Annotated in this window: 13 protein-coding genes and 7 tRNA genes; 15 read left to right on the top strand and 5 right to left on the bottom strand. The window is 53.8% G+C overall.

Annotated elements, in window-relative coordinates; genetic code table 11:
- Positions 1-70: 70 nt before the first annotated feature.
- The 3 genes from ybfE to fur all read left to right on the top strand — a co-directional run bounded on the left by ybfE (position 71) and on the right by fur (position 1,782).
- Positions 71-358 carry a LexA regulated protein gene (gene ybfE / locus L362_RS20695; protein WP_023343589.1) on the top strand — a complete coding sequence of 96 codons (288 nt, stop codon included), beginning with the start codon at positions 71-73 and terminating at the stop codon, positions 356-358.
- Positions 359-513: 155 nt separating this feature from the next.
- Positions 514-1,044, top strand: a complete 531-nt coding sequence (fldA, locus tag L362_RS20700) for a flavodoxin FldA (RefSeq protein ID WP_008501067.1) — start codon at positions 514-516, stop codon at positions 1,042-1,044.
- 291 nt (positions 1,045-1,335) lie between these two features.
- Positions 1,336-1,782: a ferric iron uptake transcriptional regulator gene (gene fur, locus L362_RS20705; RefSeq protein WP_008501066.1), complete on the top strand. Its 447-nt coding sequence runs from the start codon at positions 1,336-1,338 to the stop codon at positions 1,780-1,782.
- A 91-nt stretch (positions 1,783-1,873) separates the two neighbouring features.
- Here fur and chiQ read toward each other — a convergent pair whose 3' ends face one another.
- The 4 genes from chiQ to nagE form a co-directional block, all read right to left on the bottom strand.
- On the bottom strand, positions 1,874-2,200 hold the full coding sequence (chiQ, locus tag L362_RS20710; RefSeq protein WP_025912725.1) for a ChiQ/YbfN family lipoprotein: 327 nt from the start codon (positions 2,198-2,200) through the stop codon (positions 1,874-1,876).
- Positions 2,201-2,247: 47 nt separating this feature from the next.
- Entirely contained in the window at positions 2,248-3,645 is a 1,398-nt protein-coding gene (gene chiP / locus L362_RS20715; RefSeq protein ID WP_023293022.1) for a chitoporin ChiP, read from the bottom strand.
- A gap of 445 nt (positions 3,646-4,090) precedes the next feature.
- Entirely contained in the window at positions 4,091-5,758 is a 1,668-nt protein-coding gene (gene glnS, locus L362_RS20720) for a glutamine--tRNA ligase (RefSeq protein WP_021242997.1), read from the bottom strand.
- A gap of 179 nt (positions 5,759-5,937) precedes the next feature.
- On the bottom strand, positions 5,938-7,890 hold the full coding sequence (gene nagE / locus L362_RS20725; RefSeq protein WP_023326910.1) for a PTS N-acetyl glucosamine transporter subunit IIABC: 1,953 nt from the start codon (positions 7,888-7,890) through the stop codon (positions 5,938-5,940).
- Between the two features lie 326 nt (positions 7,891-8,216).
- On the opposite strand from nagE, the gene nagB reads away from it, so the two are divergent.
- The 12 genes from nagB to L362_RS20785 all read left to right on the top strand — a co-directional run bounded on the left by nagB (position 8,217) and on the right by L362_RS20785 (position 15,088).
- Entirely contained in the window at positions 8,217-9,017 is an 801-nt protein-coding gene (nagB, locus tag L362_RS20730) for a glucosamine-6-phosphate deaminase (RefSeq protein WP_008501061.1), read from the top strand.
- Positions 9,018-9,072: 55 nt separating this feature from the next.
- Positions 9,073-10,221 carry an N-acetylglucosamine-6-phosphate deacetylase gene (gene nagA, locus L362_RS20735; RefSeq protein ID WP_023343588.1) on the top strand — a complete coding sequence of 383 codons (1,149 nt, stop codon included), beginning with the start codon at positions 9,073-9,075 and terminating at the stop codon, positions 10,219-10,221.
- Positions 10,222-10,229: 8 nt separating this feature from the next.
- Positions 10,230-11,450 (top strand): DNA-binding transcriptional regulator NagC, encoded by a 1,221-nt coding sequence (locus L362_RS20740; RefSeq protein WP_021242995.1) that lies wholly within the window; start codon positions 10,230-10,232, stop codon positions 11,448-11,450.
- Between the two features lie 46 nt (positions 11,451-11,496).
- A complete protein-coding gene (gene nagD / locus L362_RS20745; protein WP_008501057.1) occupies positions 11,497-12,249 on the top strand; it encodes a ribonucleotide monophosphatase NagD in 753 nt (250 codons plus the stop codon).
- 249 nt (positions 12,250-12,498) lie between these two features.
- Positions 12,499-14,163 (top strand): asparagine synthase B, encoded by a 1,665-nt coding sequence (asnB, locus tag L362_RS20750; protein WP_021242994.1) that lies wholly within the window; start codon positions 12,499-12,501, stop codon positions 14,161-14,163.
- A gap of 227 nt (positions 14,164-14,390) precedes the next feature.
- A tRNA-Met gene (locus L362_RS20755) sits at positions 14,391-14,467 on the top strand.
- Between the two features lie 9 nt (positions 14,468-14,476).
- Positions 14,477-14,561, top strand: a tRNA-Leu gene (locus L362_RS20760).
- Between the two features lie 23 nt (positions 14,562-14,584).
- A tRNA-Gln gene (locus tag L362_RS20765) sits at positions 14,585-14,659 on the top strand.
- Positions 14,660-14,691: 32 nt separating this feature from the next.
- Positions 14,692-14,766, top strand: a tRNA-Gln gene (locus L362_RS20770).
- A 17-nt stretch (positions 14,767-14,783) separates the two neighbouring features.
- Positions 14,784-14,860, top strand: a tRNA-Met gene (locus tag L362_RS20775).
- A 42-nt stretch (positions 14,861-14,902) separates the two neighbouring features.
- Positions 14,903-14,977: transfer RNA gene (locus L362_RS20780), tRNA-Gln, on the top strand.
- 36 nt (positions 14,978-15,013) lie between these two features.
- Positions 15,014-15,088 (top strand) — tRNA-Gln (locus tag L362_RS20785).
- A 105-nt stretch (positions 15,089-15,193) separates the two neighbouring features.
- On the opposite strand, the gene ubiF is transcribed toward L362_RS20785, so the two are convergent.
- Positions 15,194-16,369 (bottom strand): 3-demethoxyubiquinol 3-hydroxylase, encoded by a 1,176-nt coding sequence (ubiF, locus tag L362_RS20790; RefSeq protein WP_023343587.1) that lies wholly within the window; start codon positions 16,367-16,369, stop codon positions 15,194-15,196.
- Between the last annotated feature and the right edge of the window lie 111 nt (positions 16,370-16,480).

Genomic DNA, 16,480 nt, shown 5'->3' with positions numbered 1-16,480 from the left:
TGATGTATGATGGCGCGCTTATCGCCCGGGCATTAGCAGGGCGGCGTGTTTCCCCCGAAGTCTCAGAATCATGGCCAAAGAACAAACGGACCGTACGACACTAGATCTGTTCGCGAATGAGCGTCGCCCGGGACGACCGAAGACGAATCCGCTTTCGCGCGATGAACAGCTGCGTATCAATAAACGCAATCAGCTTAAACGCGATAAAAATCGTGGGCTTAAGCGTGTCGAACTGAAGCTCAACGCCGACGCGGTCGATGCGCTTAACGAGCTGGCCGACGCGCGAAATATTAGCCGCAGCGAGCTCATTGAAGAGATATTGATCGCCCAGCTTGAGACGTTGCGCAGCCAGGCATAAGTCTGAAAATTCCCTTAATTACCCTTTTCATGTAGCACAGAGTGCAGTCCTGCGCGATAGCTGTTTCCGCAGGGTTGCCAGTTCTGCTATTATTGCCCTTATCCGTGGCCGAATTGCGCCACCATACTATTAAGTTTCAAGAGGTTATTTTACTCATGGCAATCATCGGCATTTTCTTTGGCAGTGATACCGGCAATACCGAAAATATCGCGAAAAACATTCAAAAACAGCTCGGTAAAGACGTTGCTGATGTGCATGACATCGCCAAGAGCAGCAAAGAAGATCTCGAAGGCTATGACATTCTGCTGCTGGGTATTCCGACCTGGTACTACGGCGAAGCCCAGTGCGACTGGGATGATTTCTTCCCGACGCTGGAAGAAGTGGACTTCAACGGTAAGCTGGTTGCCCTGTTTGGCTGTGGCGACCAGGAAGACTACGCCGAGTACTTCTGTGACGCGCTGGGTACCATCCGCGACATCATTGAGCCGAATGGCGCTGTGATCGTCGGCCACTGGCCAACCGCCGGTTACCACTTCGAAGCGTCCAAAGGTCTGGCCGATGACGATCACTTCGTGGGTCTGGCCATCGACGAAGACCGTCAGCCAGAACTGACTGCAGAGCGCGTCGAGAAATGGGTTAAGCAGATCCGTGAAGAACTGCACCTGGACGATATTCTCAACGCCTGATTTTTATCGCGGCGCAACGGCGGTTGCGCCCGCGCACCAGGTCAAACCGATTAAATTAATTGCTACAATCTTTTAACTTTTTCGCCCAGACCTGTACAATGTCTCCCTGATAAAATGTGGTTTTCCACCGAGCAAGTTTGTTGGTGATACCCCATTTTTATAAGCATATTTTGCCTGAGACTTGCAGTTTTCATTTAGCCATGGCAGTTCTATAATGAGACGCATTATCCCGGGTGCATTTTCTGTCACTTCCTACAGAAGTGAATCGTTTAGCAACAGGACAGATTCCGCATGACTGACAACAATACCGCATTAAAGAAGGCTGGCCTGAAAGTTACGCTTCCTCGGTTAAAAATCCTCGAAGTGCTTCAGGGTCCAGACAATCACCATGTCAGTGCGGAAGACCTTTATAAACGTCTTATCGACATGGGTGAAGAGATTGGGCTGGCTACCGTCTATCGCGTGCTGAACCAGTTTGATGACGCGGGCATTGTCACCCGTCATAATTTCGAAGGTGGTAAATCTGTCTTCGAACTGACCCAGCAGCAGCACCACGATCACCTGATCTGCCTCGACTGTGGCAAGGTCATTGAATTTAGCGATGACTCTATCGAAGCGCGCCAGCGTGAAATCGCCGCGCGTCACGGCATCCGTCTGACCAACCACAGCCTGTACCTTTATGGTCACTGCGCTGAAGGCGATTGCCGCGAAAATGAACATGCGCATGACGCAAAATAAGTGAGTGTTCATACTCTGAGCCAGCCGTAAGGTTGGCTTTTTTTTGCCAGAAAAAAGCCCGGTGGCACAGTGCCACCGGGCGTAAAGCAACTTATTTATTATTATTGCGTATCTCGTTCCAGATCTTATCGCAACGCTTCGCCACTTCCTGATCGTTACCGGTTTTACGTGCCTGGATACAGGCCTGGTAATCCATCACGCGGACATTCTCCTGCGTCGCGAACTGCTCGTGCGCTTTCTCTTTCTTCAGCACGTTCAGCACGCTCTGGCAGGCTTCAATTTTCTCCGGCGAACCTTCCGCTGTATTAATACAGGCGCTGTAGGCCTCCTTGAGACGGGAGTCCTCTTTCGGTGCCTGAGTCTGGGCACACGCCACCAGCCCCGATGCCAACAGCGCGACGATTACGATTTTTTTCATCATTTGCAGTCTCCGGTCCGACGGGATCTAACCCGCCGGACGATTCATCAGAAGATGGTGAACGGTGCGATAACCATGAATTTCACGTCACGTTCATCCTGGAAGATGTTGCCGTAACCGCCCGCGTAGCTCGGGATATCGGAGTGGTTGTCGTACTGGGTGAAGTGCAGTTTGAACATCGTGCCTTTCGCGCGGCCATCCTGCAGGGTATAGATAGCATCCAGGCTGTAGGAAGACTCTTTCAGGCGATAGTTTGGATCGTAGTAAGCATCCGGTGTTGCCATGTCGGCAGGTTTTGCATCCCAGGCGTAAGCGTAAGAAGCGCCCACGGCCCAGCCCGGCAGGTTCCAGTTTTTCAGGTCATACATCGCGCCGAAGAAGACCGCTTTCTCACCGTCGGCGTTGAAGTCGGAGCGGTTATCCCACCAGATATCAAGACGACCGTTGGAGGAAGCATAGGTCGGGGTCATACGCTGCAGGAAGTAGCCCTGCTGCCCTTCCGCTTTCACCCATGTGCCTTCCAGACGCAAATCAACCTGACCGACCTTGTAGCCGAAGGTTAACGCCTGCAGCCACGCGGTGCCGTCGTAGATATCATTGACGCCACCGTTACTGACTTTGTCGCGCGTACCGTAGAACTGGTAGCTGGTACTCAGCGGGCTACCCGCAATATCAAACTTATAGCTGGCCTTGGCAAAGTATTGATCGATATACCCTTGCGCCTGGCCGAATGCCGCTTCGAGAACCAGATCGTTTTTGAAGTCGTACTTCGCACCCAGCGAGTGGAGGTAATCGACTTTGGTTTTCTTATCGTTCTGGTAGAACTTGTCCATTTCAATGTGCCACGGTGCTTTGTACTCGTTGGTCCACATATAGGAGAAGCTCAGCGCACCTGCGTCACCGTAGTCAAAGTTAGCCCCGGCTTCTGCACCCTGATAGGTACCCGGCATAAAGCTCCAGTGTGGGGCTAACAGCGTCTGGCCGGTTGGCTGAATATAGCCCCCACGCGCCCAGACCGGGCCGTATTTAAATTTCGCTGCGGCTTTGTAGAGGCTGATACCGCTCTTATCCCCGGACCAGTCTTCATCATAGGCTTTGTTGCTGGAGGAGAAGGCGATTTCGTTCGGGTGGCCGCTGTCGCCGTTTTCCGCCATTTCGATCGCGGTGAACGCGGCGATATCCAGACCGAACATATCCGCGGCGTAGCCTGACTGGAAGTCCAGGTTGGCGTTCCAGGTGGAGTGCGAGAGGTTGGTTTTGTATTTATCTTCAGTGACGTCTTTACGGTCACGCTCACGCTGCCAGTAATAAATACCGCCCGTGAGGGTGGAATCTTCGATGAAACCCGCTGCTTTTGCCTCTGGCGCAATCACCAGGCCCGACATTGCTGTCACACCGGCAATAGCCAGCGCCAGCGCACTACGTTTGCCACTGAACGTACGCATAGATTATTCCTCTTTGACGAATTAAAACGCCTGAAACGGCGTAAATAAAAAAGACCAAATGGTCAGGGGTAGTGTTAAATACCCTCGAATTAACTACCGTCTTTAGGTTATTTTTCGCGACGCGAATTATCAATGCTTTTCAGCGGGCAAAAGTCAGGATTATGACGAAGTGCACATAATTGGTAGTGCTTTGTAACATTTACAGGAAGGCGAGGAATGACGGGAAAATCTCAGCTATTTCAGTGCCCAGGCGTGGGATCGGTTTCCTTTTTTATAACCTTTTTGATTTTCGTAATGACACAAACTTTTTTTAAAAAATAAGTAGCACCTCATTGACCTGTTATTTTCATGACGCCACTTTAACCCCTGGCTTAATATTCTGATCGTTAAATAAAAAAACGCCGCATAATGCGGCGTTTGTTTCTCATTGACCAGAGCAGCAATATTATTCGCCGATCTTCGTCCAGGTATCACGCAGACCCACGGTACGGTTAAATACCGGTTTTTCCGCCGTGCTGTGACGGCTGTCCAGGCAGAAGTAACCTTCACGTTCGAACTGGAACGCTTTGCCTGCTTCAGCCGCTTTCAGAGAAGGCTCCGCATAACCCTGCTTGATCACCAAAGATTCCGGGTTAATGGTCGCCAGGAAGTCTTCCGCCGCACCTGGGTTAGGCACGCTGAACAGGCGATCGTACAGACGAATCTCTACCGGCAGCGCGTGGGATGCGCTCACCCAGTGGATAACGCCTTTCACCTTGCGGCCATCCGCCGGATCTTTACTCAGCGTTTCAGCGTCATAAGAACAGAAGATGGTGGTGATATTCCCTTCCGCATCTTTTTCTACGCGCTCGGCTTTGATGACGTAAGCATTACGCAGACGCACTTCTTTACCCAGCACCAGACGCTTGTACTGCTTGTTAGCTTCTTCGCGGAAGTCAGCGCGGTCAATCCAGATCTCGCCGCTGAACGGCACGTCACGGCTTCCCATTTCCGGTTTGTTCGGATGGTTAGGCATGGAGACCAGCTCGCTCTCGCCCTGCGGATAGTTTTCGATGACCAGCTTCACCGGATCGATAACGGCCATCGCGCGCGGGGCATTTTCATTGAGGTCTTCACGAATGCAGGATTCCAGAGACGCCATCTCAATGGTGTTGTCCTGCTTGGTCACGCCGATACGCTTGCAGAACTCACGGATTGACGCCGCGGTGTAGCCACGGCGGCGCAGACCAGAGATGGTTGGCATACGCGGGTCGTCCCAGCCCTCAACGTGCTTGTCGGTGACCAGCAGGTTCAGCTTACGCTTGGACATCACGGTGTATTCCAGATTCAGACGAGAGAACTCGTACTGACGCGGATGCACAGGAATGGTGATGTTATCCAGCACCCAGTCGTACAGACGACGGTTGTCCTGGAACTCCAGCGTACACAGCGAGTGGGTGATGCCTTCCAGCGCATCGCTGATGCAGTGGGTGAAGTCGTACATCGGGTAGATGCACCACTTGTTGCCGGTCTGGTGGTGTTCTGCGAACTTGATGCGGTACAGCACCGGATCGCGCATCACGATGAACGGAGACGCCATATCGATTTTGGCACGCAGGCACGCTTTGCCCTCTTCGAAGCCACCGGCACGCATTTTTTCAAACAGCGCCAGGTTCTCTTCCACGCTGCGATCGCGGAACGGGCTGTTTTTACCCGGTGCGGTCAGCGTACCGCGGTATTCACGGATCTCATCTGCAGACAGTTCGTCTACATACGCCAGACCTTTGTTGATGAGCTCTACCGCGTAGGCATACAGCTGATCAAAATAGTCAGAGGAGTAGCAGATATCGCCAGACCAGTTGAAGCCCAACCATTGCACGTCATTTTTGATGGACTCAACGTATTCGATGTCTTCTTTTACTGGGTTGGTGTCATCGAAACGCAGGTTGCACTGTCCCTGGTAGTCTTGCGCAATGCCAAAGTTCAGGCAGATGGACTTCGCATGCCCGATATGCAGGTAGCCATTCGGCTCCGGCGGGAAACGGGTATGAATTGTGGTGTGCTTACCACTGGCCAGATCTTCATCGATGATCTGACGAATAAAGTTACTCGGGCGGGCTTCTGCCTCACTCATCGTGGATTCCTCAAAGCGTAAACAACGTATAACGGCATATGATCTTATAAGCCGGACGTAGTGACAACCCTTAGTTACGGAAAATACGTATCTGATGAAAATAATGGGGGCATTTGCTGCAAAAAAAAGCGGCGGAGGATATCCCCCGCCGCTTAAGGCATGACTCTACTCAGGAGCGATTACTTGCCTTTAATCTCATACAGCGGGGTTTGACCCGCAACAACCTGACCTTTCGCCTGGATGACCAGACCGCTGAAGTCGTCAATGTTGCTGCAAACCACCGGGCTTATCATGGAACGCGCGTTGGCATTCAGGAAGTCCAGATCCATTTCCAGAATCGGCTGCCCGGCCACCACTTCAGCGCCCTCTTCCACCAGGCGAGTAAAGCCCTGACCATTCAGCGCAACGGTATCGATACCCATGTGGACAACGATCTCCGCGCCCTTTTCGGTTTCGAGGCAGAACGCGTGGTTGGTGTTGAAGATTTTCACGATGGTACCGGCAGCAGGAGACACCACGGTTTTATCCGTTGGTTTCACCGCCACACCGTCACCGACCGCTTTGCTGGCGAACGCTTCATCAGGTACCTGCTCAAGGTCAACCACGTCACCCGTAACCGGAGAGACCAGCGCTGCCACCGTCACGGCGTTAGGCACGGCCTGCGGCTTCGCTACCGGGGCAGCCGTCGACGCAGGCGCGCTGTCGGTTGATGCCGCCGCGACCGGTCCACGGGCAACCACTTTCTTCATTTCGTCACCGATGGATTCCGCTTTGGCACCCACGATAACCTGGATAGTTTGTTTGTTCAGTTTAACCACGCCCGATGCACCAAGGCGTTTACACATTGCGTCGCTGACGCGCGCAGAGTCACCTACCGTCAGACGCAGACGAGTGATACAGGCATCAATGGCTTTCAGGTTGTCAGTCCCCCCGACGGCAGCGATATAGCTGGTCGCCAGCTGGGTCAGACCCTCTTCGGTGTTGCTGTTGGCTTCGTTGGTGACCACTTCATCTTTGGTGTCTTCGCGGCCCGGCGTTTTGAGGTTAAACATACGAATAACCGCAGTGAACAGCACGAAGTAGATGACGAAGAAGACCAGACCCATTACCACCAGCATCCAGACGTTCTTGCTTGCCGCCGGCAGGTTGTACATCAACACGTAGTCGATCGCGCCTGCAGAGAAGGAGAAGCCAGCATGGATACCCAGCAGGGTCGCCACAAACAGGCTGATACCGGTCAGGACCGCATGCATGAGGTACAGCACCGGCGCCAGGAACATGAACAGGAATTCCAGCGGCTCGGTTACACCGGTCAGGAACGCGGTAATCGCAACGGACAGCAGCATGCCGCCAACCATTGGGCGACGCGCTTTTGGCGCAGCCAGGTACATTGCCAGCGCAGCGCCCGGCAGACCAAACATCATGATTGGGAAGAAGCCAGACATGAACATGCCTGCGGTGCCGTCACCCGCGTAGAAGCGGTTGATGTCGCCGTGGAATACGGTGCCCGCAGCATTGGTGAACTCACCAATCTGGAACCATGCGATAGTGTTCAGCACCTGATGCAGACCGGTTGGGATCAGCAGACGGTTGATAAAACCAAAGATACCTGAGCCAAGTGCACCCGCTGAAACAATCCACTCACCACCCGCATGGATCGCATGCTGTACCGGTGGCCAGACGTAGCCAAAGATAGCGGCCAGAACCAGACAGAAGAAACCTGTCGCGATCGGCACGAAACGTTTGCCGCCAAAGAAACTCAGGAAGTCTGGCAGCTTAATGTTTGCCCAGCGGTTGTACACAGCACCACCGACCAGACCGGTAATGATACCTGCCAGCACGCCCATGTTGATTTCTGGGTTAATGGTTACCATCGCTTTCGTCAGGATGAAATAACCGACTGCCCCTGCCAGCGCTGCGGCACCCGCGCTGTCTTTTGACCAGCTAGAGGCAACACCGATGGCGAAAATCAGCGCCAGGTTGTCAAAAATGGCACCGCCAGCCTGAGCAATAAACGGTACGTTAAGAAGATCGGGTTGCCCGAATCGCAGCAGCAGCGCTGCAACCGGTAGCACGGCGATAGGGAGCTGCAAAGCCCTACCGAGGCGCTGGAAAAAACCTAAAATATTCATCCTATTCCCCCTACGAGACCCTTTTTCAGGCTCGCGCATAAACTATGTTTTTATTGTGTCACGAACGATAGATACCGTTGATAATTCACTGGCAGTCTGAGTGTGTGAAAAATTAATTCGTATCGCAAATTAAACACCTATTTTTTGTGATTTTTGTCACCAAATATCGTATTCAGCCCTCCCTTACACTGGCTAACAGTGAAAACTTATTTTATCATTCAAAAAATCAAGACGGATTGATCCGGCCTGAAAGTTTCCAGGTTACGCTTTAGTATCAGGTTCCGAAGCCATCCGCCCACTCTTCTACTTAAACTTTGAGGTGAACAATGAGACTGATTCCCCTGGCAACTGCAGAACAAGTTGGTAAATGGGCCGCTCGCCATATCGTAAACCGCATTAACGCGTTCAAACCGACCGCCGATCGTCCTTTCGTTCTGGGCCTTCCGACCGGCGGCACACCGCTGACCGCTTACAAGGCGCTGGTTGAGATGCATAAAGCAGGCCAGGTTAGCTTCAAACATGTTGTGACCTTCAATATGGATGAATATGTTGGCTTACCGAAAGACCACCCGGAAAGCTACCATAGCTTTATGCACCGCAATTTCTTTGATCACGTTGATATCCCAGCTGAAAATATTAACCTGCTGAATGGAAACGCGCCGGATATTGACGCAGAATGCCGTCAGTATGAAGAAAAAATCCGTTCCTACGGTAAAATCCACCTGTTCATGGGTGGTGTAGGTAATGATGGTCATATCGCGTTTAACGAACCGGCGTCCTCTCTGGCTTCCCGTACCCGTATTAAAACGCTGACCCATGACACGCGCGTGGCGAACTCCCGCTTCTTTGACGGTGACGTTAACCAGGTTCCAAAATACGCCCTGACCGTAGGCGTAGGCACCCTGCTGGATGCTGAAGAAGTGATGATTCTGGTGCTGGGCGGCGTGAAAGCGCAGGCGCTCCAGGCTGCTGTTGAAGGCAACGTTAACCATATGTGGACCATCAGCTGTCTGCAGCTGCATCCTAAATCCGTCATCGTCTGTGACGAACCGTCCACGATGGAGCTGAAGGTTAAAACGCTGAAATACTTCAACGAGTTAGAAGCCGAGAACATCAAAGGTCTGTAATTGAATAACCGCCTCTTTCTCAAGAGGCGGCCGCTTTTTTTAACCGGGGGTCGTTATGTACGCTTTAACCCACGGTCGGATTTATACCGGCCATGAAATTCTGGATGACCACGCGATTGTTATCGCGAATGGCCTGATTGAACGTGTTTGCCCGCTGGCAGAACTGCCGCCGGAGATTGAACAGCGCTCACTCAATGGAGCAGTAATCTCCCCCGGTTTCATCGACGTACAGCTCAACGGCTGCGGCGGTGTGCAATTCAATGATACCGCCGATGCGGTAACGGTCGAAACGCTGGAGATCATGCAGAAAGCAAACGAGAAATCGGGCTGCACCAGCTATCTGCCAACGCTCATCACCAGCAGTGATGACCTGATGAAGCAGGGTATCCGCGTGATGCGCGAATACCTGGCCAAACATCCGAATCAGGCGCTCGGTCTGCACCTGGAAGGGCCATGGCTGAACATGGTCAAGAAAGGAACGCATAACCCGGACTACGTGCGTAAACCTGATGCGGAGCTGGTTGACTACATGTGTGCCAACGCCGATGTGATCACCAAGGTGACGCTGGCACCGGAAATGACCGGCACGGACGTCATCAGCAAGCTGGCCGCCGCCGGAATTGTGGTTTCAGCGGGCCACTCAAATGCCACGCTGAAAGAAGCGAAAGCCGGTTTCCGCGCGGGCATTACCTTTGCGACGCACCTGTATAACGCCATGCCATACATCACGGGTCGTGAACCGGGTCTGGTCGGCGCGATTCTGGATGAGCCAGACGTTTACTGCGGCATTATCGCGGACGGCTTACACGTTGATTACACCAACATTCGCAACGCCAAGCGGCTGAAAGGTGACAAGCTCTGCCTGGTTACGGACGCTACCGCACCGGCAGGTGCAAATATTGAGCAGTTCATTTTTGCCGGTAAAACAATATACTACCGCAATGGACTGTGTGTGGATGAAAACGGTACGCTGAGCGGTTCCTCTTTGACCATGATTGAAGGGGTGCGTAACCTGGTTGAGCATTGCGGGATTGCGCTTGAGGAAGTCCTGCGCATGGCCACCCTTTATCCTGCGCGCGCTATCGGCGTGGATAAACAGCTTGGCGGAATTGCACCAGGTATGGTTGCAAACCTGACGGCATTCACACACGATTATAAAATTATTAAGACCATCGTTAATGGTAACGAGGTCGTCACTGAGTAAGTAAAAGTATGACACCTGGCGGACAAGCTCAAATCGGTAATGTCGATCTCGTTAAACAGCTTAACAGCGCGGCGGTATATCGCCTGATTGACCAACACGGGCCAATCTCACGTATTCAGATAGCCGAACAAAGCCAGCTTGCTCCCGCCAGCGTGACAAAAATTACCCGCCAGCTCATTGAGCGCGGTTTGATCAAAGAAGTCGATCAGCAGGCCTCCACCGGGGGCCGCCGCGCTATCTCCATTATTACCGAAACCCGCAATTTTCAGGCAATTGGCGTCCGTCTGGGCCGTCATGACACCACGCTCACGCTGTACGATCTGAGCAGTAAAGCCATTGCGGAAGAGCACTATCCCCTTCCGGAACGCACCCAGGAGACGCTGGAGCATGCGCTGCTGAATACCATCGCGCAGTTTATTGAAAGCTGTCAGCGCAAGATCCGCGAACTCATCGCCATCTCGGTGATTCTGCCCGGTCTGGTCGACCCGGAAAGCGGCGTGATCCGCTATATGCCGCACATTCAGGTTGAAAACTGGGGGCTGGTCGACGCGCTGGAAAAGCGCTTTAAAGTGACCTGCTTTGTGGGCCATGACATTCGCTCTCTGGCGCTGGCAGAGCACTACTTTGGTGCGAGCCAGGACTGTGAAGACTCTATTCTGGTGCGCGTTCACCGCGGTACGGGCGCAGGCATTATCTCTAACGGCCGAATTTTTATTGGTCGCAACGGTAACGTCGGTGAGATCGGCCACATTCAGGTTGAACCGCTCGGGGAGCGCTGCCACTGCGGCAACTTTGGCTGCCTTGAAACCATTGCCGCCAACACCGCAATCGAGCAGCGCGTTCGCCATCTGCTTGAACAGGGTTACCAAAGCCGCGTGACGCTGGATGACTGCAAGATAGGCACCATCTGCAAAGCTGCTAATAAAGGCGACGCGCTGGCCTGTGAAGTGATCGAGCAGGTGGGACGCCATCTAGGGAAAACCATCGCCATCGCCATTAACCTGTTTAACCCACAAAAAGTGGTGATCGCCGGTGAAATTGTGGAGGCGGAAAAGGTGCTGCTCCCCGCGATTGAAGGCTGTATTAACACCCAGGCGCTGAAAGCATTCCGCCAGAATCTTCCGGTGGTTCGTTCAAAGCTTGACCATCGTTCGGCGATTGGCGCGTTCGCGCTGGTTAAACGCGCCATGCTCAACGGAATTCTGCTGCAGCATTTGCTGGAAAGTTGATCGGACCTTATAGTAACGCCTTCTTTTTTTTAATGTCGGACTGTCCATGACCATTAAGAATGTAATTTGTGATATCGACGGCGTGCTGATGCACGACAACGTTGCCGTGCCGGGTGCTGCGGAGTTTCTTCACCGCATCATCGACAAAGGAATGCCTCTGGTTCTTCTCACGAACTACCCTTCTCAGACCGGTCAGGATCTGGCAAACCGCTTTGCCACGGCGGGGGTCGACGTCCCGGACAGCGTGTTTTATACCTCGGCGATGGCCACGGCGGATTTTCTGAAGCGTCAGGAAGGAAAAAAAGCCTATGTGGTCGGTGAAGGCGCGCTGATCCATGAGCTGTATAAAGCGGGCTTTACCATCACCGACGTCAACCCGGACTTTGTGATTGTGGGTGAAACGCGTTCCTACAACTGGGAGATGATGCATAAGGCATCCTTCTTTGTGGCTAATGGCGCGCGCTTTATTGCGACCAACCCGGATACCCACGGTCGCGGTTTTTATCCGGCCTGCGGCGCGCTGTGTGCCGGTATCGAGAAGATCTCCGGGCGCAAGCCGTTCTATGTCGGCAAGCCCAGCCCGTGGATCATTCGCGCCGCACTCAATAAGATGCAGGCCCACTCTGAAGAGACCGTGATTGTCGGCGACAACCTGCGCACCGATATTCTGGCCGGTTTCCAGGCCGGTCTGGAGACGATTCTGGTGCTCTCTGGGGTCTCTCAGCTTGATGACATTGACTCAATGCCGTTCCGCCCAAGCTGGATTTACCCCTCTGTCGATGAAATTGACATCATCTGATACCGAACCACGCCTCAGGGCGTGGTTTTTTATTTTCTCACCTGCAAAACACGACTACATCTAACGAAAAAGCACTTTCATTGCATAATCCTCAATAAAAGCGCTCATGACATACGCGTTTTTCACCGATCCGCAACCACCATTGCACTATTTCCGTTTTCGCCCGTAAAACGCTTGCGCGCCCTGCCCCTTTGCGGCATTTTCATAAGCAAGCAACATTACAAAGCAACAGGGTTAACGGAGAAGGTTATGTGTTCAATTTTTGGCGTACTGGATATTAAAACTGACGCGGGCGAACTGCGTAAAAAGGCACTCGAACTGTCCCGCCTGATGCGCCATCGCGGACCGGACTGGTCAGGCGTTTACGCCAGTGACAAAGCGATTCTGGCTCACGAACGTCTGTCTATTGTTGACGTCAACGCCGGTGCACAGCCGCTGTATAACGAGAAAAAAACGCACGCGCTGGCTGTCAACGGTGAGATCTACAACCATCAGGCGCTGCGCGCCGAGTACGGCGACCGCTACGCGTTCCAGACCGGGTCCGACTGTGAAGTGATCCTGGCGCTGTATCAGGAGAAAGGCCCCGAGTTCCTGGACGACCTGCAGGGTATGTTTGCCTTTGCCCTGTACGACAGCGAAAAAGACGCTTACCTGATTGGCCGCGACCACATCGGTATTATCCCGCTGTACATGGGCCACGATGAACACGGCAACTTCTACGTTGCGTCTGAAATGAAAGCCCTGGTGCCGGTCTGCCGCACCATCAAAGAGTTCCCGGCAGGCAGCTACCTGTGGAGCAAAGACGGCGAGATCCGTCCGTACTACCAGCGTGACTGGTTCGACTACGACGCGGTAAAAGACAACGTGACGGACAAAGCCGAGCTGCGTCAGGCGCTGGAAGATTCCGTGAAAAGCCACCTGATGTCAGACGTACCTTACGGCGTGCTGCTCTCCGGCGGTCTGGACTCCTCCGTGATCTCCGCGATCACCAAGAAATTCGCGGCTCGTCGCGTGGAAGATCAGGAGCGCTCAGAAGCCTGGTGGCCACAGCTGCACTCCTTTGCCGTGGGCCTGGAAGGCGCGCCGGATCTGAAAGCCGCGCAGGAAGTGGCAAACCACCTCGGCACTGTGCACCATGAAATTCACTTCACCGTGCAGGAAGGCCTGGATGCGATCCGCGATGTGATCTATCACATTGAAACCTATGACGTAACGACAATTCGCGCCTCCACGCCGATGTATCTGATGTCGCGTAAGATCAAGGCGATGGGCATCAAAATGGTGCTCTCCGGTGAAGGTTCTGACGAAGTGTTTGGCGGCTACCTGTACTTCCACAAAGCGCCAAATGCCAAAGAGCTGCACGAAGAGACCGTGCGTAAACTCCAGGCGCTGCATATGTTTGACTGCGCGCGTGCCAACAAAGCGATGTCGGCATGGGGTGTCGAAGCGCGTGTACCGTTCCTGGATAAGAAATTCCTCGACGTGGCGATGCGCATCAACCCGCAGGATAAAATGTGCGGCAACGGCAAGATGGAAAAACATATCCTGCGCGAATGTTTTGAATCCTACCTGCCGGCGAGCGTGGCATGGCGTCAGAAAGAGCAGTTCTCTGACGGCGTAGGCTACAGCTGGATCGACACCCTGAAAGAGGTGGCGGCGAAACAGGTTTCTGACCAACAGCTGGAAACCGCAAGCTTCCGCTTCCCGTACAACACGCCGGGCTCGAAAGAAGCGTACCTCTACCGTGAAATTTTTGAAGAACTGTTCCCGGTACCGAGCGCTGCGGAGTGTGTGCCGGGTGGTCCATCCGTCGCCTGCTCGTCTGCCAAAGCGATTGAATGGGATGAATCGTTCAAATCCATGAACGATCCGTCAGGACGTGCGGTAGGCGTTCACCAGTCAGCCTACAAATAATCACGCATTTCATCATCAGGCCCAGCGGGGCCTGATTTTTTTTGCCCCGCTTTTGCACAGCTAAAACCGATTAATAACCAATAATTGCCGAATATTCGGTCACGCTGTTCGCAACCTAACCAAACAGTCACATTCCGGCTATTTTCGTTGAAAAAGGTGTTGACGCTGCAAGGGTCTATACGCATAATGCGCCCCGCAACGCCGATAAGGTAACGCGAAAAAAAGATGGCTACGTAGCTCAGTTGGTTAGAGCACATCACTCATAATGATGGGGTCACAGGTTCGAATCCCGTCGTAGCCACCATCTTTTTTTGCGGGAGTGGCGAAATTGGTAGACGCACCAGATTTAGGTTCTGGCGCCGCAAGGTGTGCGAGTTCAAGTCTCGCCTCCCGCACCATTCCCGGGTAAGCGTTGCACGGATGGGGTATCGCCAAGCGGTAAGGCACCGGTTTTTGATACCGGCATTCCCTGGTTCGAATCCAGGTACCCCAGCCATATTTCTTCGATTTTGCGGTTCTCCGCGGTATTGGGGTATCGCCAAGCGGTAAGGCACCGGTTTTTGATACCGGCATTCCCTGGTTCGAATCCAGGTACCCCAGCCATCGAAGATTGCAGTACTGGCTACGTAGCTCAGTTGGTTAGAGCACATCACTCATAATGATGGGGTCACAGGTTCGAATCCCGTCGTAGCCACCAAATTGAGATTATCGATCGATTTCGGTAATGAGAAAAAATTGTTGGGGTATCGCCAAGCGGTAAGGCACCGGATTCTGATTCCGGCATTCCGAGGTTCGAATCCTCGTACCCCAGCCAATTTACAAAGTCGTTAAGCAGCTTGTTTAACGCAATTGGGGTGTCGCCAAGCGGTAAGGCTCTGGTTTCTGATACCAGCATTCCGGGGTTCGAATCCCTGCACCCCAGCCACTTAAAACAAAAAAGCCCGCTCTGCGGGCTTTTTTGTTTTTGTACAGAATTGTGCGGCCTGATGCCCTAACCCTGGCCCTCTCCCACGGGGAGAGGGAAAAAAGTTTAGAGTCCGAGAGCGTACTTAAGGGCCTGACGCTTCAGGCCACCGGCACGTTCCGCTGCCATCAGGCCTATATTACGCAGAATACGCACTGGCGCTACGTCATTGCTGAACCCCGCATAGAACAGATCCATCCCCGACTGCATGATGAAGTTATCCGCCATACGTCGCGTCTGATAACGCTTTAGCACCTGATGGCTGGCCCAGTTTTCCGCGTGTCCGCGGGCGCTGCCCAGGACATCCAGTAAGGCATCGACGTCACGATACCCCAGGTTCACGCCCTGCCCAGCCAGCGGATGAATAGTGTGTGCCGCATCCCCCACCAGCGCTAAGCCTTCGCGGGCATACTGCAACGCATGACGACGCGTGAGTGGGAACGCCCCGGCGGCGACCGGCGTGACGTGCCCCAGACGGCTCGGGAAGTGCAGCAGGATCTCGCGCTGCAGCTGTTCCATGTTCATCCCCTGCATCTGACGAATGCGCGCCGGTTTGTCGTACCACACCAGCGACGCCCAATTATCAAACAGCGGTAAAAAGGCATGCGGGCCGTTCGGCGTAAAGTGCTGCCAGGTGCTTTCGCCCGGCGCATTCTCGCACTCGGCGGTAATCAGCATACAGGACTGTTCATACTGCCAGGCATGAACCCCGATCCCCGCCATCTGTCTGACCTGCGAGTTGGCGCCGTCCGCCCCGATGACCAGCTTCACGGCCAGCTCATCGCCGCTGTCGAGCGTCAGTAGATAGCCGCTCCCGTGAGGATGCAGCGCCTTAAGCGACGCAGGCACGCGCAGCGTCACCTTCGGATGCGCCTCCAGCGCCTGCCAGAGCGCCCGCTGGAGCACGTTGTTTTCCACCATATACCCCAGGCGCGGCAGCTTCAGCTCTGCGGCATCAAACGCGACGTGGGCATTTTCCCACTCCCAGGTTTCGAGGCGGCTGTAAGGGTGCGCGCGCATCGCCTGCACTGCCTCCCAGACGCCCAGCCCGCGCAGCAGATCGACGGATGCCGCGCTGATCGCAGAAATGCGCACGTCCGGTTTGCTGGCGGGATCGTAGGCTGGCGGAGCCGCCTGTTCGATTACCGTTACCTCAAATCCCTGCTGCGCCAGCCCCAGCGCCAGCGCGCCGCCGACCATACCGCCGCCGACAACGGCAACTTCGGTGTGTTGGAGTGTCATGGTCAATTTTCCTTATTGGAGAATCCCTTAAGTTTACCGGATTTTTGCGGTCCTGAGACACATAACCTTCATACTGGTCACAACCCCACCAAAGCATTACAATACGCGGCT

The sequence above is a fragment of the Enterobacter sp. MGH 16 genome, assembly GCF_000493175.1.
Taxonomy (GTDB): Bacteria; Pseudomonadota; Gammaproteobacteria; order Enterobacterales; family Enterobacteriaceae; genus Enterobacter; species Enterobacter roggenkampii.
The sequence above is the reverse complement of the archived record's forward strand: the minus strand, read 5'-3'. Positions and strand labels throughout refer to the sequence as shown.

Bases quoted from the DNA above. Each gene is read 5' to 3' on its own strand.
- ybfE (WP_023343589.1), top strand. From the start codon at position 71: ATGGCCAAAGAACAAACGGACCGTACGACACTAGATCTGTTCGCGAAT.
- fldA (WP_008501067.1), top strand. From the start codon at position 514: ATGGCAATCATCGGCATTTTCTTTGGCAGTGATACCGGCAATACCGAA.
- fur (WP_008501066.1), top strand. From the start codon at position 1,336: ATGACTGACAACAATACCGCATTAAAGAAGGCTGGCCTGAAAGTTACG.
- chiQ (WP_025912725.1), bottom strand. From the start codon at position 2,200: ATGAAAAAAATCGTAATCGTCGCGCTGTTGGCATCGGGGCTGGTGGCG.
- chiP (WP_023293022.1), bottom strand. From the start codon at position 3,645: ATGCGTACGTTCAGTGGCAAACGTAGTGCGCTGGCGCTGGCTATTGCC.
- glnS (WP_021242997.1), bottom strand. From the start codon at position 5,758: ATGAGTGAGGCAGAAGCCCGCCCGAGTAACTTTATTCGTCAGATCATC.
- nagE (WP_023326910.1), bottom strand. From the start codon at position 7,890: ATGAATATTTTAGGTTTTTTCCAGCGCCTCGGTAGGGCTTTGCAGCTC.
- nagB (WP_008501061.1), top strand. From the start codon at position 8,217: ATGAGACTGATTCCCCTGGCAACTGCAGAACAAGTTGGTAAATGGGCC.
- nagA (WP_023343588.1), top strand. From the start codon at position 9,073: ATGTACGCTTTAACCCACGGTCGGATTTATACCGGCCATGAAATTCTG.
- L362_RS20740 (WP_021242995.1), top strand. From the start codon at position 10,230: ATGACACCTGGCGGACAAGCTCAAATCGGTAATGTCGATCTCGTTAAA.
- nagD (WP_008501057.1), top strand. From the start codon at position 11,497: ATGACCATTAAGAATGTAATTTGTGATATCGACGGCGTGCTGATGCAC.
- asnB (WP_021242994.1), top strand. From the start codon at position 12,499: ATGTGTTCAATTTTTGGCGTACTGGATATTAAAACTGACGCGGGCGAA.
- ubiF (WP_023343587.1), bottom strand. From the start codon at position 16,369: ATGACACTCCAACACACCGAAGTTGCCGTTGTCGGCGGCGGTATGGTC.